Raw genomic sequence first — 19,501 nt, 5'->3', positions numbered from 1 at the left:
TAAATCGGGATTTTGATGTTGAGACTTCACAAGGAACCATTCAACTCATTAAATTGCAATGGGGTTGACAACTATACCCTTGTCTCTAGCTTATAGTAGAGAGTTGCCAGTGGCGGTACACAGACCAAAATAGATTGGTCTAAACCCTCACTCTCAACGTTTTCAGTCAGTACACGGTTTTTGACTTCAAAACCACTACCGCCATAGTGTCTATCATCTGTATTAAGCAGTAATTGATACTCACCTTTGACAGGCATACCTAAACGAAAAGCTTGGTGAGGAACAGGGGTAAAATTGGTGATAATTAAAATACGTTCACCGCAGTCACTCATGCGTTCATGCGCAAGAATGCTCGCATCGGCCGCATCTTGTAAGCGCCACTCAAAGCCACGAGGCTCACTGTCTAACTCAAAAATTGCAGGCTCGGCTTGATACATCTTATTGAGATCTCGCGTTAAATTCTGCACTCCTTGATGGCGTTCAAACTGCAATAAGAACCACTGAAGTTGATCATCATGATTCCATTCTGCCGTTTGACCAAATTCAGTGCCCATGAAGTTGAGTTTTTTACCCGGCTGGCCATACATGTAACCCATATAAGCACGCAAGTTTGCCGTTTGTTGCCACTCATCGCCGGGCATTTTGTTGTGGATCGAACCCTTGCCGTACACCACTTCATCGTGTGATAGCGACAACACATAGTTTTCACTGTGTGCATAGACTAACGGGAAGGTGATGACGTTGTGATGGTATTTACGATGGACGGGATCTTCTTTTATATAGGCCAAACTGTCGTGCATCCAGCCCATATTCCATTTGAAACCAAAACCTAAGCCGCCCATAAAGGTTGGCGCTGAAACGCCGGGAAAAGCTGTTGATTCTTCAGCAATGGTCATAGCATTCGGGAAGTGTTTGTACACTTCTTCGTTCATCCACTTTAAGGTGGCAATCGCATCGTAATTTTCTCTGCCGCCATCCACATTTGGGATCCACTGATCATGGCTGCGTGAGTAGTCGAGGTAGAGCATCGAAGCAACGGCGTCGACCCGAATGCCATCGATATGGAACTGTTCAAACCAATATAACGCATTCGAGACTAAGAAACGGCGCACATGTTCACGGCCAAGGTCGTAAATATACGAACTCCAATCTTGATGCCAACCACGGCGCGGATCAGGATCATGGAATAAAGGAGTGCCATCAAAATTGGCTAAACCATGACTATCGGCAGGAAAATGTGCGGGAACCCAATCGAGCACCACACCAAGGCCGGCTTGGTGACATTGATCAACGAAATATTTAAAATCATCGGGCGTACCAAAACGGCTCGTTGGCGCAAATAAGCCAACAGGTTGATAGCCCCAAGAACCATAAAATGGATGTTCAGAAACGGGCATAAGCTCTACATGGGTATAGCCTAAATTCACCAAATAAGGCACCAGTTGATCAGCCAGCTCACGATAATTTAAAAATTCACCCGCCGAATTACGACGCCAAGAGCCCACGTGCAACTCATAGAAAGAGAGCGCTTGCTTGCGCTTTTCGGTGATGGGGCGAGCTTGCCACGTACTGTCTTGCCATTCATAACGCCGATGATCATACGTCACTGAAGCAAACGAAGGGTATTGCTCAGCATAGTGACCCCAAGGATCGGCTTTGTGCGGTAACCCTTCACCATGAGGCCCTTTCAATTCAAATTTGTATTGCGTACCTTCGGGTAAGTTGGGCATGAAAATCCCCCAAATACCGTAATCAAGGCGCTGCATTGGGTTACGACGTCCATCCCATTGGTTAAATGCGCCAATCAAACTGCACGCTTTGGCATGCGGTGCGTAGACTAAAAAACGGATACCTGAGATTTGTTTACCACCACGTTCCATGGTCACGAACTGCGAACCCATGTGGTGATACATCGATTTCGGCGTATGTAAATCATCATATTCAGCGTATAAACCATGGTACTGATATGGGTCATCGATGAGCTGTTCGACACCTGCCCAATCGACCGCCAATTGGTAGTGGGTAAAACGTAAATCAATATCTGATTTTAGGATGAAACCCGACTCATCTTCACGCCCAAGCAGAATGCGGGGTTGATTTTCCACCACCAGCTCAACTTTTTCGGCACCCGGCATCCAAACACGTAGCGCACCTTGATCGGGTGCGAGGTAAGGGCCTAAAAATGAGAATGGATCTGTAAATGATGCATGGGAAAGTTGGCTATATGCCTGCTTTAGCTTTGAAAGCTTTTTTGTTTTCATATCCCTACTCCTAACCTAACTTTCTTTAAACGTATAAAAATGCCCGCTAAAATGGCGGGCATACTAGCGAGGTTCAGTGTACCGAACTCTGCTGTTACATTGAGTGACCTAGACTAAAATTCTTCATGCCATGATTAAGAAAGATAACACTAAGCCACATCAAGGTTTATTCAGTAAGTGATTATTTACTTACACTCGCTCGCACTTCCGTTAAACGTGCAGCAATGCGATTGACATTATCACGCGCAAATACTTCATCCAAATTCATTGAAAGTTTACGACGCCAGTTAGGGTACTCATTAACGGTGCCCGGAATATTAACGGGTTTATCCATTTCCAACCAATCTTCTAACTGAATACTTAACAAGGTCGATGCACCAGATGCAACGTGCAGTTGCAGCGCCTCACTTAAATATGAATCCATTGGAACAAGGCTTGCGTCGCGCCCCACACCCTCAGGCAAATAACCATGCCATGCCACCGAATCCAAAATGCCTTGTTTACATTTCAAACGGTCCTCAAACAAGGCTTCGAGCTGGGCTTGATCGGGGTACAAACCAATTTCGCTCCCCATTTTGAGATCATCGCAATGCCAGAAACCACGCAACGTTGGCATATCATGTGTGCACAGTGCCGACATCGATTGAGCGGCGTAATGTTTCGGTGAGATAAAGCCGCCATCTTCTGCGGTTTCAAAAAAGAACACTTTATAAGAGTGAACACCCGCATCGGCTAAAATATCGACGATTTCATCGGGTACTGTACCCAAATCTTCGCCAATCACGCTGCATTGATGGCGGTGAGATTCCAACGCTAAAATCGCGAGCATATCTTGTACTGGGTAGTAGATATAAGCACCCTTAGTGGCATTTTCACCTTTTGGTACCCACCACAAACGCAGTAAACCAAGTACATGGTCAATGCGCAGCGCACCACAATGTTTCATATTGGCGCGCAGCAGCTTGATATAAGCATCGTAAGCGGTTGCTTGTAATACTTGTGGATTAAGCGGTGGTAAGCCCCAATTTTGACCCAGTGGTCCAAGAATATCGGGCGGTGCGCCAATGCTGGCGTCTAAAATCAAGTTACCGGCATCAGCCCAAGTTTCAGAGCCTGAATCAGCCACACCCACCGCAAGGTCGCGGTATAAGCCGACCGCCATGCCTTTTTCTTCCGCGAGTGCTTGGGCTTCATTAATTTGGCCATCAGCAATCCACTGCAAGTACATGTATAGGTGAACTTTATCTTGATTGTCTTCGATAAATTTCTGTACTGCGCTGTTTTCAAAACGACGATATTTTTCAGGGAAAACCGGCCAACCCCATACATTCGGATCTTGGGCATGTAAATCGACATGCAGCGCATCGAATGCCGCTTGGTGCACTAAGCTCTCACCACCTTCTTCAACGAAATTCAAAAAGGCTTGTGCGCGATCGCTATTTTTATCTAAATGGCGTTTTTTAAATTCGGTGAACAGGAGTGGCAAGACACTCATTTTTAATGTTGCAACTTCGGTGTAGTTTACCCAATGCGCTTCACGTACTTTCTGAAGACGTTGCTGAAACTCCGCACTGCCTACTTTTTGCTGCGCATCCGCACTCAAAGCAAATTCAGGCACTGAACTCACGTCAATGTATAAAATATTGAGCCAACGGCGTGACGATGGGCTGTAAGGACTCGCCCCTTCCGGGTTTGCAGGAAAGAGAGAATGAATCGGGTTAAGGCCGACAAAATCGCCGCCACGAGAGGCAATATCCGCCACTAACTGTTTTAAATCGCCAAAATCACCAATACCCCAGTTGTGCTGAGTACGCAGCGTGTAAAGCTGCACACTCGGGCCCCACAATTTTTTACCTTCAGTAATAGGTGCTTGTTTGTAACAGGCTTTTGGCGTCACTATCAGCGTGAGCTCATACGGTGTTTTACGGCGTTTCCGTGTCACCAACAGTTTGTGATATCCCCATGCCAAATCGCTTGGCAATGCAAACACTAAAGGGCCACCCTCAGCGCGTTCATCACGAACGACTTGCGATTGAAGATAGCCTTCAAGTACCTCTCCTTGCTCGGTTTCTAAGCGCCAGTTAAATTCGCTTTCACGTGCGCTGGCACCTAGATAAAGTGGCACTTCCACCGCTTCACCTTCACGAATAACGAGAACAGGATCTAATACATCTTTCTTGTGTTTCTTTTCTGCTGATTTCAGCAGCGTTTCATCATTGGTTGTGTCATAGCCCAAAGACGCCAATAAGCGGATAATGGTTTCATCTTCCACTTTCGCTTCGTCGCCCCACGCGCTTATGTAGCTGTCGGCAATGTTCGCCATCGCCGCTACTTGTTTTAATGCGTTTAGTTGTTTCATCGCTTTCTCCGAAGGGACTTCTTTCCCCTTCAAATGGGTAGGGTTTTATTATAATGAGTCATCATAGAGCCAAGGCTCTAAGGCCTTGGCTTACTTGAAAATTAACGTTTAACGGTTTCTAATTTCCAGATGTTGTTAACGTAGTCACGGATACTGCGGTCAGAGCTGAACTTACCCACCAACGCGGTGTTAAGAATCGCTTTCTTCGCCCAGCCAGCCTGGTCACGGTACTGCTTGTCCATCGCCTGATGCGCTTGTACATACGAAGCGAAGTCAGCCAGCACTAGGTATGGATCACCACCATCAAGCAAGCTATCGAACGTGGCTTTCAATTTACCCGGAGCGCCTGGGGTAAACTCTTCACCCACCAACAAATCCAGTGAAGCCTTAAGCAGCGGATCCGCATTGTAGTAATCATATGGGTTATAACCACTGGCTTTTAATGCTTCGACTCCGTCCACTTCCAAACCGAAGATGTAGATGTTGTCATCACCCACTTCCTCACGAATTTCCACGTTTGCACCATCCATCGTACCTATGGTTAAAGCACCATTTAGCGCCATTTTCATGTTACCGGTACCGGATGCTTCTTTACCTGCGGTAGAAATTTGCTCGGATACATCGGCAGCAGGAATGATGATTTCAGCTATGCTCACGCGGTAATCAGGAATGAAAACTACTTTTAGCTTGTTACCAATGCGCGGATCGTTATTTACTTTTTCCGCAATTTTATTGATGGCGTAGATGATCTCTTTAGCTAGGTGGTAACCCGGTGCCGCTTTAGCCGCGAAGAACACCACGCGCGGCGTCATATCGAACGTTGGGTCATTCACTAAACGATGATACAAAGAGAGAATATGTAACATATTCAAATGTTGACGTTTGTATTCATGCAAGCGTTTGATCTGCACATCAAAGATGGCATTGGTATCAAGCTCAATACCCATGTTCTCTGATACCCAATCAGCCAGACGCTGCTTGTTGTGTTTCTTAACCGCCATAAACTCTTTTTGGAATTTCGCATCGTCAGCGTATTGCGCAATCGCTTCTAGCTGGTCAAGGTGCGCTGGCCACTCAGTGCCAATTTTTTCCGAAATAAGCGCCGACAAACCTGGGTTACAAAATTTCAACCAGCGACGCGGCGTAATGCCGTTTGTTACGTTGTGCAAACGTGTTGGGTAAAGCTCGTGGAATTCTGGGAAAAGATCGCGTTTTACCAACTCCGAGTGCAGCGCCGCCACACCGTTCACAGCGTAAGAGCCAACCACACAAAGGTTTGCCATACGCACTACACGGTGGAAACCATCTTGAATGATGGAGAGTTTTTGCTGTTTCGACACATCACCCGGCCACTTGGCTCGTACTTCTTGCAGGAAGCGGTGGTTGATTTCGTAAATGATTTCCATATGGCGAGGAAGCAAACGCTGGATCAACGACTCGCTCCACGTTTCGAGTGCTTCAGGCAGTAGCGTATGGTTGGTATAGGCGAACGTTTTTGAGCTGATCGCCCATGCTTCATCCCAGCCCATGCCTTTCTCATCAATCAAGATACGCATCAATTCAGGAATGGAAATCGTTGGGTGAGTATCGTTTAGCTGAACGGTTTGATATTTAGGAAGATCAGCAATGTCATGACCCGCCGCCGCATGACGACGCAAAATGTCACGCATTGACGCCGCGCTATGGAAATATTGCTGCATCAAACGCAGTGTCTTGCCTTTTTCGTGGTTATCGTTTGGATAAAGTACTTTGGTAATGTTGCCTGCATCAATCAAGGCATGCTGTGCTTCAAAGTAGTTACCGTTGTTGAAATCAGCCAGTGAGAAAGGCGCAATTGCGCGACATTCCCATAAACGAAGTGGGTAAACCGTGTCGCTTTCATAGCCGACGATCGGTAAATCCCAAGGCATTGCTTGGACAAACATACTCGGAATCCAACGGCGTTTTTCCACACCATTGTCATTGATAACGTCAACATGGCCGTAAAAACCAATCTCTTGTGCTAGGTGTGGTCGTGCCACTTCCCACGGGTAGCCTTCAACACAACGCCACTCATCAGGAGCTTCTTGTTGGTGGCCCTCACTAAAAGATTGCTTAAACAAACCATATTCATAATGTAAACCATAACCTACGGTTGGGTACTCTTGCGCAGCGCACGAATCCATGAAACATGCCGCAAGTCGCCCTAAACCACCATTACCTAAGGATGGGTCACGTTCTTCTTCTAATAAATCCGTTAGGTTCTGACCTAAATCAGCCATCGCTTCCGTGATTTGCTCATACAGGCCCATGCTGATGAGGTTGTTGCCCGTTAAACGGCCAATCAAGAACTCAAGTGATAAGTAGTTCAGACCCTTAGCGTTAACAATGCGCTCGTCTTGCTCAGTTTCGAGTAGATCAAACATCGTTAATTCAGCCAGTGCGCGCCCCATTGCGAGATACCATGAACGGCTATCTGCATTTTCAATGGTGGTGGCGTAGGTGGCAGTCAGGTGTTTCTTTACGTTGTCTTGGAACGAAGCTTTATCAAACTTCTTCTGTTGCGTAGGTTTCATTAGCGAAATCTCACTTAGTCGTTTTAATTCATCTTCGGCATATCGTGCATCAGCTACGCAAGGTCGGCATCCTCCTAAAAATGACCTCGTTTAGGAGGAGGGCTCAGGGCGTAGAGGGCGAGCACCAGAGTCGCAGTGATCTATCTCTCATTCGTTGCACATAGCGGTTCATAAGCAGTGATTGTGATCACATCACCTTGCTCACTAGCCTAAATACCGCTCATGACGCTAAGGTTTCGATCAGGAATATCAATCTCTCAATATGAGAATTGGCTCTCAAAAAAATGAGCTTCATTTACAAATTACATGAGATTTTGTACATGCTCAGTTTTTATATAGCGCATAACAAAGAAGTTTTAGTGATTAAAGTCACAATTACAGGGCGTAGATGATGAGTAAATGTGAATCCTGCAAGAATCTCGGGATGGATCAATAAACGTGCGTCACGACATCAAGTAACATCCACACAAAATGAGTGATAGTTCACTTGTGTACTCCTAAATAATGATGCTCTTCTTACTAAGCACCTCCAAAGCTGCGATCAGCTTTTAAGTCAGTAACAAGAACAATAAATGGAATCTGGAAGATGTGGATACCTTCTAAGCTTACTCGTCCCGGCCGCCTACACAACGCCATCGTTCGCCCGCGCGTGTTAGAGCTGCTTGCCCAAGCACCTTGCTACAAACTCGTGCTATTTCGCTCGCCTGCTGGTTATGGAAAAACCACCATGGCAGCGCAATGGTTATCAGACAAGACCAATGTAGGTTGGTATAGCATCGATGAAAGCGACAATGATGCGTTCCGATTTATCAACTACTTACTGCAAGCGATTAATAAAGCGACTCAGCAAAGTTGTCCAAATGCCCAAAAACTGGCCGAGCGACGCCAGTTCTCTTCTTTACACTCGCTATTTAGTGAAGTGTTTTCGGAAATGTCTGGCTTTAACAAAGAGTGCTATGTGGTTCTCGATGATTATCATTTGATCGCCGATGACGATATCCACGAAGCGATGCGCTTTTTCCTCAAACACATGCCAGACAACCTAACGCTGGTCGTCACTAGCCGTGCCACACCACCATTAGGTACGGCCAACTTGCGCGTACGCGATTTGATGATCGAAATTGGTAACGAGCTACTCGCCTTTGATACCGAAGAAACAACACGCTTCTTTAATCAACGGGTCTCTGATGGCGTGGATGATGATACTGCCAACAACTTGTGCACCTATGTCGAAGGCTGGCCCTCTGCACTGCAATTGATTGCCTTACAAGCACAGCACCAAAAGCGCACGTTGGCTCAAACAGCGGAGTCGGTATCGCAGTTTAATCATGCACATTTATGGGATTACTTAGTTGAGGAAGTGTTTGATCTGCTGGATAAAGAAACGCGCCAATTTTTGATGCAATGCTCGGTGCTCGATCACTTTAATGACGTGTTAGTCTCTGCACTCACCAAACGTGACGACGCGCTGAGCATGATTGAGTCGCTCAACCGCTATGGTTTATTCATTTATCCACTGGAAGGTGAGCACAACTGGTACCGGTTCCACAACTTATTTGCGGAATTCCTCTCTCATGAACGCTTGGCGCGCATCCCGCAGCAGGAGCACGATCTGCATCGTGCCGCCGCGCACGCTTGGTTGCAAGAAGCCACACCTCATCAAGCGTTGCGTCACGCCACGCTCGCCAACGATACTGACTTACTCGCTACTATCTTGACGCAATTTGGCTGGAAGATGTTCAACCAAGGCGAGCTTTTGGCTCTCGAAGAGGCCATTAACCAACTCTCCCCCACTCAGCTCTATCGCGAGCCTAAACTGTGTATGCTACAAGCTTGGCTGGCTCAAAGTCAGCACCGCTACTTTGACGTTGGAGATCTGCTGACCAAATCAACCAACGAAATGAAAGCGCTCAATGTTCAGCTCAGCACCAAAGAACAAGGCGAATTCAATGCCCTGCGTGCTCAAGTCGCGATCAACCAAAATGAGCCAGAAAAAGCCTTAGAACTGGCGGAGTTAGCGCTAAGCCAACTGGATCACACCGTTTACCGCAGTCGTATTGTCGCCACTTCAGTCGTCGGCGAAGTGAACCACGTGCTCGGTCAATTAAGCCGCGCACTCTCGATGATGCAACAAACCGAAAAGCTGGCACGCCAGTATCAGGTTTACCACCAAGCGCTATGGGCATTACTACAGCAAAGCGAGATCTTGATTGCCCAAGGTTATGTGCAAGCCGCTTTTGAAGTGCAGGATATTGCCTTCAAATTAATTGAAGAGCAGCAATTACAGCAAGTGCCATTGCATGAGTTCTTACTACGGATACGTGCCCAAATCCTGTGGTGCTGGAACCGCTTGGATGAAGCGGAAGAGTGCGCTTATAAAGGACTACGCGTATTGGGCAACCACTCTCCAAGCAAGCATCTGCACAGTTATTCAATGCTGGCACGTATTGCTATTGGCCGTGGTGAACTCGATAAAGCGGGTAAGTTCATCGAACAAATACAGCACTTACTGAAACAATCGACTTATCACGTAGACTGGACGGCGAATGCTTCGCTCTCACTGATTCTATTTTGGCAAGCTCGTGGCAATGATGAAGCAATGTTGCAGTGGCTCAAGACCACCATTCGACCAGAAAAAGCATGCAATCACTTTTCACAGCTTCAATGGCGCAATATTGCTCGAGTTCAGATTCACTTAGGTCATTTGGAAGATGCGACTCAAACTTTGACGTTTATGCAGCACGAAGCGCAAACTTATCAGTTGATTACTGACCTAAACCGTAATTTGATCCTCGAAGCCGTTCTAGCCACCACAGTGCACAACGAAGAAGTGGCGAAAGAAAAACTCAAAGAGGCGCTACAGCTAACCAATCAGACGGGTATGGTGGGTAACTTTTTAATCGATGGTTCGCAGATCGGCCACTTGTTGGAAAAACTCTCTAGCCGATCCGAATTGGGAGATCTGGAACGCCACCGCGCACAACAGTTAATGAAAGAGATCTCTACCACTCAGCGCAGCCGATCAGTCCATTTCGACGAAGAGTTTGTTGAGAAGCTGGTTAATCACCCAAATATTCCTGAGCTGGTTCGTACCAGCCCACTCACTCAACGTGAATGGCAAGTCTTGGGGCTTATCTACTCTGGGTTTAGCAATGAGCAAATTGCACAAGAGCTGGATGTCGCAGGAACCACCATCAAAACCCACATCCGCAACCTATACCAAAAACTGAATATTGCTAACCGCAAAGAGGCAATCCACACCGCCGAGAATTTATTGCAACTTATGGGCTATTGAGTCGCAGGTACGATCAAAAAGAGCCAGATAATCTGGCTCTTTTCTGTCGTAAAAAATGACGGTTAGAAGGTTTTTGGGGCGAAACCAGTCATCACTTCTAAACGCAGTTCTTTGCCCATTGTTGTCATCGGGTGTACCACGATTAAACCTTTAACTGACTTTTTCAATTGACCTAAATCCGCCTGTTCGGCTTTGGTCAACTCACGAGAAAATGGCATATCGAGCAAACTCTTACGCTCTTTGCTCACCGTATAATTTTGCTTGTGTTTTGCTTGAGCGAGCTTTTTCGTCAGTTGTTCTACTTCATCGGTAAATTTGCTGATCATTACTTGATCGCCACGACCTTTAGCCGCATCGAGCTTATGGCGACACGTATCTAAGCGGTTATTGAGTTGTTGAATTTCATTTTTCAGGCTCATGGTCACTGGCTCTTCGAAAGTAAAGTGGGCGCGGAGTATATCACAGCCTATCTATACTCTATATAGAAATTAAGCTTAAACCGGTGAAATGAAAGCCACTGGCAAGTCATAGAGGGCATAACAACTCTACTTAGCATTCCAATTTGACATAACACCCATTTTTCATATGAAAATATGCTCTTTGTAAGACGCGGTGCCGCAAACTTAGCTAAGCTATATTTATAACAACAACGAGCATGTCAACCGTCAGTTAAAGTACCAAGGCCAATAACATAACAACAGGAAATAACCATGAGCCTGACTATTCGCCAAAGACTCTACGTGCTATCCATTGTTCCGCTACTGATTATTTCGTTAAGTATGATGTATCTCAGTTTTTCAGAAACACAAAAACTGAATCACGAACAAATGGCTGCTACCCGCGCTAGCATGATGGAGATGAAACAAAATGAGCTGCGTTCATATCTGCAAATTGCCGATACAGCGCTCAAATCACTCAAACAAAAGAACGCTCCCCTCAGCGAAGCCATCACCATACTGCGTGACATCGCGTTTGAAAATAGTGGCTATATCTTTGGCTACAATAGCAAAGGGGATCGACTACTACTGGGCCAAAGTAATGCTGGTTTAGGCGATAACTTTTGGAACATGCAAGATACGCATGGCAACTATTTAATCCAAGATTTAATCAAAAATGCCAAAGTAGATAAGTTCACTACCTACTATTTCCCCAAGCCGGGAGAGACGACACCACTACCTAAATTGGCCTATTCTACCTATTTGCCACAATGGGATCTAATGATAGGTACTGGCTTTTACACCGATGACATTGATGCCGTAATCGCCAACATGGAAACACTCGCTGCGGAAAATATGCAAAGCAGTTTAGTCAATATCGGTTTGATGAGCTTGATCATTATCCTCATCGTCGGTTTTTTCGCCATCATTTTAAATCGCAGTATCATGCGTCCTCTCGAGCTATTTGATTTATCGATTCGTTCATTTGCAAGCGGTGACGCTGATTTAACTGCAAGAATGGAAAAATTCAACGCCCCTGAATTTGCAAGATTAAGTGATAACTTCAATGCCTTTGTCTCCAGCTTGCAAAGTATCATTGCGCGCGTGCACCAAGTTGGGCAACAGGTTGTGGATGAAACCAATGACATGACACAACGAGCACAACAAGTTGACGCCATTGCATCAGGGCAACGTGAAGAGACCGATCAAGTAGCGACAGCGATGACAGAAATGACCACGACTGCAACAGAGATCTCGAACAACGCCCATCATGCCGCTCAATCAGCAAAAGATGCTGACGACAACGCCAAAGATGCCCATGAGATTGTTGATTCGGCAGCAAAATCGGTACAGGATCTCGCCAAAGAGGTCGCTGAAGCGAGCCTTGTGATTTCAAAACTGGAAGGCGATGTGAAAAACATTTCGTCTCTACTTGCGGTTATCCAAGATATTGCGGAACAAACCAATCTACTGGCGTTAAACGCAGCTATTGAAGCGGCTCGCGCAGGCGAGCAAGGACGAGGATTTGCCGTGGTAGCGGATGAAGTCCGAAAATTAGCCAGCCGTACCCAAGACAGTACAGGGCAAATTCATGCCATGATCGGGCAACTGAAAAATGCCTCTGATGCCGCAGTTAAAGCGATGGATTCAAGCCAAAGCCGTAGCTTAAGCACCGTAGAAAAAGCCAATGCCGCATCGACAGCATTACAAAAAATTCAAGACTCTATTGCCACGATTATGGATATGAACGCGCTGATCGCAACGGCAACAGAAGAGCAAAGTATTGTTGGGCAAGAGATATCAGAGCGCATTGTGGTGATATCTGATCAAAGTAGTCAATCGGCTGAACTGGCTAATCAGAACCAAGCGGGTAGCCAGCAGTTGAATAGCCGAGCCAACGAACTCTATGAGTTGGTGGACCGCTTTAAAGTTTAGCAAGAAGAGGTAAAACTGAGACTTGTAAGCGTCAGAATGAAGATCGTTGATCACTAAGTAAAAAAGCCATGTCAACATGGCTTTTTTCAATGAAGAGATCCCTAATGACTTACAGAAGATTTCTTTGGTTTAATCGATTTTTTCTTGATATTCGCGTTTATCTTCTGGGCGCAGTTGACGCTGAACACCCATTAAAAAGTTACGCAGGATCTGATCTTTACATTCACGGTAGTGTTTATTGTCAGGCTTGCGGAAAAATGCATTGAGCTCGTGCTTACTTAAACGAAAATCGATGAAAGCTAATGTGTCTAAAATATCTTCTGCTTTCATATCCAGCGCAATACGCAATTTCATGAAAATCATATTATTGGTTAAGCGTGTTTCAGGCTGAGGTTGTTCACCATCGCGTTTACCACGCTTTGTATTGATTAAACCATTGAGAAATATCGCTAGATCCACATCACTCAACACAGATTCCGTCTCTTTGTTTAGCCAAGTAGTCACTTGCTCTTGAGTAACGCAGCCGTCCGCCGCAGCAAAAATCTCAACCATAGCTGAGTCTTTAAAGTCAAAAGTGTAGCGAATACGGCGTAAAATATCGTTATTGGTCAAAATAGATCCTAGGGTTAGATTTCCAGTGCCATCAAGATGACAGACTGTGAAGAAATAGCGCGCCACTGTAGCAGAAGAGCGATCGGACACCTATCTATTTTACGTAATACCGTCTGAGTTTAATGTGTGTTTACTACCTCTTTTAGTAATCGGTCTATCGAATCAACCACCGATTTACTGGCCAATTCCATAGTATCAACTTGCTTAATCAGTTGTGTCCAATCACCATTCTGACCAGACTTCAGTGCACTCTTTCCTGAATCATGCACCAATTTATGAGGAGCATTCAAACCAGCAAAGCTGGGAAGCTGGCTGTATTCACGCGCACCATCACCCTCAAAATACCATTTACCTAGACGGCACTCTTGATGAGTATTCATCCCATGTTCAAACCGACGATTGAGGATGTGATCGTACACTTCATTTTTCCAAACTGCGTGATCCAATTTCACCGTATCAAGGAAAGAACACGCCGTCGCAATACGAATAACTTCTTGCATTTGTTTTGATTTGTCTAAAACGATTGTTACCGTCTGTTTTAATTCATTTGAAGCATTTTCTACTTCGATTGCACATTCTTGACTCTGATTCACTGAACCTTTAATACTTTCCGTTTGGTTCTGAACTTGCCCAACTAAAGATTCAATCTTAGTGCTGGCATCATTGGCTTTGGAAGCTAATGCCCGTACTTCATCGGCCACGACCGCGAAACCTCGACCCGCTTCACCTGCGCGTGCCGCTTCAATAGCTGCATTCAGTGCCAATAAATTGGTCTGTTGCGAAATCTCTTGGATCGTGCCGACTAACTGGCCAATCGAAATGGTTGTTTTATCTAGAACAGTCACCGACTCCATACTAGCGTGAGCGTATTCTGCAATTTTTTCTGCTCGAGAAGATAAGTGATTAATTGCTGTGCTTGTCTGACCAAAAATACTATTCAGTTGCTTCAGTGATTCGTTCTCACGCAATAAATTCTCAGCATTGTGAGCCAGACCAGAACGGATGGCTTCTAGCATGTGGCTACCACTCAAATGGCTGGCCATCAAATCAGACTCTAATTGAGTTGATGTACGCAATAAGGCCAGCTGTTCTTTTAGCTGCTGAATTTCATCTTGCCACTTTTGTTGCTCAAGTCTTTGCTGTGCTTGTAATGCAGCTATCTGAGCCTTCAAATCATCATTTTCTTTTTGCATTTTCTTATTAAATAGCATGCTCAACCTCGGCAAAAATAACATCGTCAATCTACATAAGTTTAATCGAACGTTAATAATTTTATGCACTTCTCATTTCAAAATAAGCAGATTAAATCGGAGTAATGTGAAGGGACGCACCTAGCCCCCTTCGACATTCATTAAGCCTGTTTGAGTTCAAGTCTTGTTCGATACAGCACCATATCTTCAATCGTCAATACAGGCATATTGTGCTTTTGCCCGAACGCAACGATCTCGGGTGTTTTGGCCATGGAACCGTCAGGATTGGTGAGTTCACACAATACGCCCGCAGGCATTAAACCCGCCATTTGCATAAGATCAACCGTCCCTTCTGTATGCCCACGACGAGCCAAAACACCCCCCGCCCGAGCGCGAAGTGGAAAAACATGGCCAGGGCGTGCAAGATCATCGGCTTTAGCATCAAAGCGAGCCGCGGTTTTTATTGTGGTCACTCGGTCTTGCGCTGAAACGCCCGTGGTTACACCTGTTTTTGCTTCAATCGAGACAGTAAAAGCGGTTTGGTTTGCGCTATTGTTATGCATTACCATCGGGGGCAGTTGCAGTTGATTAGCCTGTTCATCGGTCAAACATAGGCAGACGATGCCACTGCATTCACGGATCATCAGTGCCATTTGTTGTGTGGTCAGTGACTCAACCGCATAAATGATATCGCCTTCATTTTCACGATCTTCATCATCAAGCAACAACACGCCTCGCCCTTCTTTAAGCGCAGACAGTGCGTTTTCAACACGAGTAATAGGGTCGCCAAATTTGGCAAGTAGAGATAGCTGATTCATGGTTGTACTCCTAAAAAATCACCAGAATCAGGGCTGCTATGAGGGATCAAATCCAAAACAAATTGCACCAGCTAGCGAACTAACTGGCGTCTCTTCATTCTCTCTCATCCGGACTATAACCGTCGGCTCTGGTTTTTCACCAGATCTGCTGACCTCGATACATCGAGCGCTCGCGGGCTCATCTGCCTTCTCAACTGAAAAAACAAATACACCGCCGGTGGGGAATTTCACCCCGCCCTGAGAATTTAAAATATAAATTGGCTTTAAAAAAGCGATGTCATGGTAGTCGTTTACGATAAAGATGAAAAGTAGGACGACGAAAAAGTGATGTGCATCGAAAAGGAAAGGCATCCTGCAATTATGCAGTTGGGGGTAACAGGAGCATAGCTAACTCAAGAGTTTAGGGTATGCAAGATGCCTTTATTCATGGTCACCAGTGACATAAATGAATCAGAGCTAAAATCGCCATCACCTCTATAGGGTTACGTGATTTTTCTAAACGCTGGCGGTAATAGATCGCCAGCGGTGTTGGCTGTTTGGTGTCAGTCGTTATGGGGTCGTTCATCATTCACCTCCTCAGCTATCGATGCGTTGATTGTGAATCAAAACAAGGAATACAAAAACTGAGAATTTTTTATTTTTTAATTCCTTATATCATCGAAATTAGCCTTAAAACGATATTTAAAAACTAAAAATCAATAAATGAGGAACAAATGATCATTAATATTTCTTATTTAGTTCTTCATAAATTCGCTACTATACCCAAACAACTTGGCCATAAAGGAGGGCAAAGCGCAAGGCCGTGCGAAGAACTGAACTGCCTATCTCTTCCCTTTCATCCAGAGGATTTGCGAGTGTCTGATCTTACTTTATTACGTTATTACACACGCCTGACCGTGCTTGGTGTGGGTCAAGAGATTAAAGTGTCGTTAACACAGGTTGCAGAATGTTTATTCACCTCACCGCGTCATGCACGAAATCTGGTGGCTAAAATGCAGCAACAAGGTTGGCTCAAGTGGCAACCCAAAGTCGGACGTAACCAACGCTCGATACTGCGCCTGAACCTCGATTTAGACACAATCAAACAAACGCTCGCGAAAGAGCAAATTTTGGCTGGGAAATATGAAAAAGCCTTAACCATACTGGATAATGATGAGGTAGTGTTTGGGCGTTTGTTGCAAAGTACTTCCGGCGCATCTATTCGCGAAGGTCGCTTACACATTCAACTGACGTATAAACGACCATTTGAACGGCTAGTGCCCCATCAAATACAACGTAGTAGTGAGCGATTTCTGCTCAGGCAAATCTATTGCTGCCTCATCCAGTGTGATGAACAAGGACGCTTTCATCCAGAATTAGCCCATCACTGGGAGTATGATGCGCAACATTTTCAGTGGGTATTTTATCTTCGCCCCGGATTAGCGTTTCACGATGGCTCACCGATTGATGCTAATACGATCGTGAGTTTATTTGCCAAACTCTCTAGTTTGGAAGAGTACAAAAAAGAGCTCGCGCATTTGGTTGATGTAAGCGCACCACAACCACAAAAAGTAGTATTTTCTCTTAATCAATCTGATTTAGGATTTGCAGGGTTGCTCTCTGGCGTCAAATATTCCATTCAACCAGCCAGCCAAGTGAACAGTGCATACTCCCCAATGGTGACAGGTTGTGGCCCATTTCAAGTTCAAGATCACTCGCCTCACAAACTCATTTTAAGCGCATTTGACCAATTCTATGGCTGCCGAGCTTTAACGGATCACGTCACAATTTGGATTTTAAATGAAGACGAGTTGTACCCTCAAGGCATGCATATCAAACAAAAAAATCAGCAACAAAACATCTCTTGCCACCACGATGTAGAGCTGAGTAACGTTGAAGAACTGGCGATCATCACCTCTAATCAGTCGTCAAGAGTGGAAGATGGCTGCATGTTTATTTTGTTCAATCAAGGTGCTCATTCACCTCTTAATGAAAATCAGAAACGCTACCTAGCTACCGAGATATCTGGAGAAAAACTGGAGCACTATTTAGCACAACAACCAGCTAAGTTTGACGCCGTCGTTGCCAGTAACCTACTGCCAGTATGGCAACCTGTGGTGCGACCACCAGCGCCCCAAGCAAGCCTGCCCAATCAAATCTCAATTGCCGTCTATGACTACACGGTACTGATTCATTGCGCCTTCGGCGTGAAACATATTTTAGAGGAGATGGGGCTGACTGTTGCCGTCAACATTTACTCCTACCGAGAATTGAATTTTCTGGCCCAGCAAGACAAATTGTACGAGACCATAGTCATCACCAATATTAATTTAGATGACAACCGGCATTTCAGTGCATTTAGCCACTTATTTGGCAACCCAATGTTACACCATTGCATTGGCCTCGCAGAGAGCCAATGGCTGCTCAAAGCGTTAATCGACATTCGGTCAACGACACCATTGACACACTACCTTATCGCGTTGGAACCGCTAGCATCGAGTTTGATCAACGAATACTGCCTCATCCCTTTGTTCCACCATAAGCAAACATTACGCTTTCAGGGAGTGCTCAAAGACGTTGCACTGACCAACTGGGGATGGCCTGATATTAAAAATGTGTGGTCCATTGATTAGCGAATAAATAGCCTGCGTAATATTGCCAGCATCACTAAACGATAACGCAGCATCCACTGGCTACGTGGCAACCAACGCTTAGAAAACAATACGGTTTTGGCGTGTGAAAAGGTCTTAAAACCTTCAATCCCGTGATAGTGCCCAACCCCAGAATCGCCAATACCGCCAAAGGGGGCATCATCGGCGGCCACATGCAACAGAGTATCGTTCACAGCTAGGCCACCACTATGCGTTTGTGTACTAACCTGTTTAATCAGCTCGTGATCATCACTCATTAAATATAAAGCTAACGGACGTGAGCGAGCGTTGATATAAGCTATCGCTTCATCCAAACTGTGGTAGCTCAATATCGGCAATATGGGGCCAAATATCTCATGTTGGGATAACAACATATCGACCTTCACATTCGTCACTAAGCAAGGCAAAAATTGATACGTGCCCGCTTTTGCATCGCCTTCTACGGGATGCAATGTGGCCCCTTTTTGTTTAGCATCGTCTAAGTATTGCTGCAGCCTATCAAACTGGGTTTGATTAATAATATGTGACGTATCATAGCCATCTTTAGTGGAAAAATAGCGCTTAAAGCGTTGCAGATAGAGCTCCACAAAGGCTTGTTGTTTGCCTTCCGGCAGTAAAACATAATCAGGAGCAACACAGATCTGCCCTGCATTGATGGCTTTGCCAAGCATGATGTTGTCAACGCTGCGCGCAAGGTCAGCATCAGGTGCAATGATCACGGGGGATTTCCCGCCAAGCTCTAACGTTACTGGTGTTAGGTTTTTCGCAGCCGCTTGGGCAACCAATTTACCTACTGGTGTTGACCCCGTAAATAACAGATGATCAAAGGGTAACGCACTGAACTGTGCGGCAACGTCAGCCCCGCCTTCTACAGTATCAACCGCTTCATCGACCGTCGCAAAAATACGCATCAACACTTGGTTGGTGCAAGGCGTATGTTCGCTCAATTTGACCATAGCGCGATTACCTGCCGCCAATGCTGTGACTAATGGAGCCATACTGAGCACGATAGGAAAATTCCAAGGCACAATCACCCCCACAAGGCCCAAGGGTTGATAGTGAACGCTCACTGTCGACGGCAATAATAGCCAACCTGCATGACGCGATTGCGATTTTGTCCACGATTTGAGGTGTTTTAGCGTGTAATTAATGTGTGAAACGGCCGGTAGCAGATCGCAAACCGTACTATCAAAGCGACTTCGATAACCATAATCCTGATTTAAGGCCTCAACGAGCGCGGCCTGTTCACTGAGTAACGCGGTTTTTAAGCGCTGCAACCAAATACGTCTTTGCTCAAGGCTTGGATATGGCTCTGCTATTGCCTGCTGTTTTAATCTAGTAAAAAGTGTCGTAACGTCTTTAGTTAAGGGCTGTTGCTGTTCTGTTTCTTGCACCGTATTTCACCTCAT

At 45.5% G+C, this 19,501-nt stretch carries 12 protein-coding genes and 1 riboswitch; of the genes, 3 read left to right on the top strand and 9 right to left on the bottom strand.

Annotated features, from left to right (window positions below; genetic code table 11):
- Positions 1–71 precede the first annotated feature (71 nt).
- From glgB to EXZ60_RS00785, 3 genes are all read right to left on the bottom strand, one after another.
- Positions 72–2,261 (bottom strand): 1,4-alpha-glucan branching protein GlgB, encoded by a 2,190-nt coding sequence (glgB, locus tag EXZ60_RS00795; RefSeq protein ID WP_277435106.1) that lies wholly within the window; start codon positions 2,259–2,261, stop codon positions 72–74.
- Between the two features lie 181 nt (positions 2,262–2,442).
- Entirely contained in the window at positions 2,443–4,620 is a 2,178-nt protein-coding gene (gene malQ / locus EXZ60_RS00790; RefSeq protein ID WP_026027198.1) for a 4-alpha-glucanotransferase, read from the bottom strand.
- A gap of 101 nt (positions 4,621–4,721) precedes the next feature.
- Positions 4,722–7,175, bottom strand: coding sequence for a glycogen/starch/alpha-glucan phosphorylase (locus tag EXZ60_RS00785; protein WP_013868184.1), 2,454 nt, complete (start codon positions 7,173–7,175; stop codon positions 4,722–4,724).
- Positions 7,176–7,761: 586 nt separating this feature from the next.
- Here EXZ60_RS00785 and malT point away from each other — a divergent pair.
- Positions 7,762–10,470: an HTH-type transcriptional regulator MalT gene (gene malT / locus EXZ60_RS00780; RefSeq protein WP_013868185.1), complete on the top strand. Its 2,709-nt coding sequence runs from the start codon at positions 7,762–7,764 to the stop codon at positions 10,468–10,470.
- A 62-nt stretch (positions 10,471–10,532) separates the two neighbouring features.
- On the opposite strand, the gene EXZ60_RS00775 is transcribed toward malT, so the two are convergent.
- Positions 10,533–10,889 carry a YibL family ribosome-associated protein gene (locus EXZ60_RS00775; protein WP_026027197.1) on the bottom strand — a complete coding sequence of 119 codons (357 nt, stop codon included), beginning with the start codon at positions 10,887–10,889 and terminating at the stop codon, positions 10,533–10,535.
- A gap of 291 nt (positions 10,890–11,180) precedes the next feature.
- On the opposite strand from EXZ60_RS00775, the gene EXZ60_RS00770 reads away from it, so the two are divergent.
- Complete coding sequence (locus EXZ60_RS00770) at positions 11,181–12,842, top strand: methyl-accepting chemotaxis protein (RefSeq protein WP_194575337.1); 1,662 nt, start codon at positions 11,181–11,183, stop codon at positions 12,840–12,842.
- Between the two features lie 129 nt (positions 12,843–12,971).
- Here EXZ60_RS00770 and EXZ60_RS00765 read toward each other — a convergent pair whose 3' ends face one another.
- The 4 genes from EXZ60_RS00765 to EXZ60_RS00750 all read right to left on the bottom strand — a co-directional run bounded on the left by EXZ60_RS00765 (position 12,972) and on the right by EXZ60_RS00750 (position 16,030).
- Positions 12,972–13,454 carry a DUF1456 family protein gene (locus EXZ60_RS00765; RefSeq protein ID WP_038148283.1) on the bottom strand — a complete coding sequence of 161 codons (483 nt, stop codon included), beginning with the start codon at positions 13,452–13,454 and terminating at the stop codon, positions 12,972–12,974.
- Positions 13,455–13,573: 119 nt separating this feature from the next.
- Entirely contained in the window at positions 13,574–14,734 is a 1,161-nt protein-coding gene (locus tag EXZ60_RS00760; protein ID WP_017042353.1) for a methyl-accepting chemotaxis protein, read from the bottom strand.
- A 71-nt stretch (positions 14,735–14,805) separates the two neighbouring features.
- Positions 14,806–15,462 carry a 3,4-dihydroxy-2-butanone-4-phosphate synthase gene (gene ribB / locus EXZ60_RS00755; protein ID WP_013868190.1) on the bottom strand — a complete coding sequence of 219 codons (657 nt, stop codon included), beginning with the start codon at positions 15,460–15,462 and terminating at the stop codon, positions 14,806–14,808.
- A 92-nt stretch (positions 15,463–15,554) separates the two neighbouring features.
- Positions 15,555–15,711, bottom strand: a riboswitch (FMN riboswitch).
- 181 nt (positions 15,712–15,892) lie between these two features.
- Complete coding sequence (locus EXZ60_RS00750; RefSeq protein ID WP_013868191.1) at positions 15,893–16,030, bottom strand: hypothetical protein; 138 nt, start codon at positions 16,028–16,030, stop codon at positions 15,893–15,895.
- A gap of 145 nt (positions 16,031–16,175) precedes the next feature.
- On the opposite strand from EXZ60_RS00750, the gene EXZ60_RS00745 reads away from it, so the two are divergent.
- Positions 16,176–18,074 (top strand): SgrR family transcriptional regulator, encoded by a 1,899-nt coding sequence (locus tag EXZ60_RS00745; protein WP_208891977.1) that lies wholly within the window; start codon positions 16,176–16,178, stop codon positions 18,072–18,074.
- On the opposite strand, the gene EXZ60_RS00740 is transcribed toward EXZ60_RS00745, so the two are convergent.
- A complete protein-coding gene (locus EXZ60_RS00740) occupies positions 18,071–19,486 on the bottom strand; it encodes a coniferyl aldehyde dehydrogenase (RefSeq protein WP_088729797.1) in 1,416 nt (471 codons plus the stop codon). The genes EXZ60_RS00745 and EXZ60_RS00740 overlap by 4 nt on opposite strands.
- Between the last annotated feature and the right edge of the window lie 15 nt (positions 19,487–19,501).

The sequence above is a fragment of the Vibrio sp. 1151_11 genome, assembly GCF_029478525.1.
GTDB classification, from domain to species: domain Bacteria; phylum Pseudomonadota; class Gammaproteobacteria; order Enterobacterales; family Vibrionaceae; genus Vibrio; species Vibrio anguillarum.
Note: the sequence above shows the minus strand (reverse complement) of the source record. Positions and strands in the feature narration are given on the sequence as shown.

Excerpts from the sequence above, each read along its gene's own strand:
- glgB (WP_277435106.1), bottom strand. The coding sequence starts at position 2,261 with ATGAAAACAAAAAAGCTTTCAAAGCTAAAGCAGGCATATAGCCAACTT.
- malQ (WP_026027198.1), bottom strand. The coding sequence starts at position 4,620 with ATGAAACAACTAAACGCATTAAAACAAGTAGCGGCGATGGCGAACATT.
- EXZ60_RS00785 (WP_013868184.1), bottom strand. The coding sequence starts at position 7,175 with ATGAAACCTACGCAACAGAAGAAGTTTGATAAAGCTTCGTTCCAAGAC.
- malT (WP_013868185.1), top strand. The coding sequence starts at position 7,762 with ATGTGGATACCTTCTAAGCTTACTCGTCCCGGCCGCCTACACAACGCC.
- EXZ60_RS00775 (WP_026027197.1), bottom strand. The coding sequence starts at position 10,889 with ATGAGCCTGAAAAATGAAATTCAACAACTCAATAACCGCTTAGATACG.
- EXZ60_RS00770 (WP_194575337.1), top strand. The coding sequence starts at position 11,181 with ATGAGCCTGACTATTCGCCAAAGACTCTACGTGCTATCCATTGTTCCG.
- ribB (WP_013868190.1), bottom strand. The coding sequence starts at position 15,462 with ATGAATCAGCTATCTCTACTTGCCAAATTTGGCGACCCTATTACTCGT.
- EXZ60_RS00750 (WP_013868191.1), bottom strand. The coding sequence starts at position 16,030 with ATGATGAACGACCCCATAACGACTGACACCAAACAGCCAACACCGCTG.
- EXZ60_RS00745 (WP_208891977.1), top strand. The coding sequence starts at position 16,176 with ATGATCATTAATATTTCTTATTTAGTTCTTCATAAATTCGCTACTATA.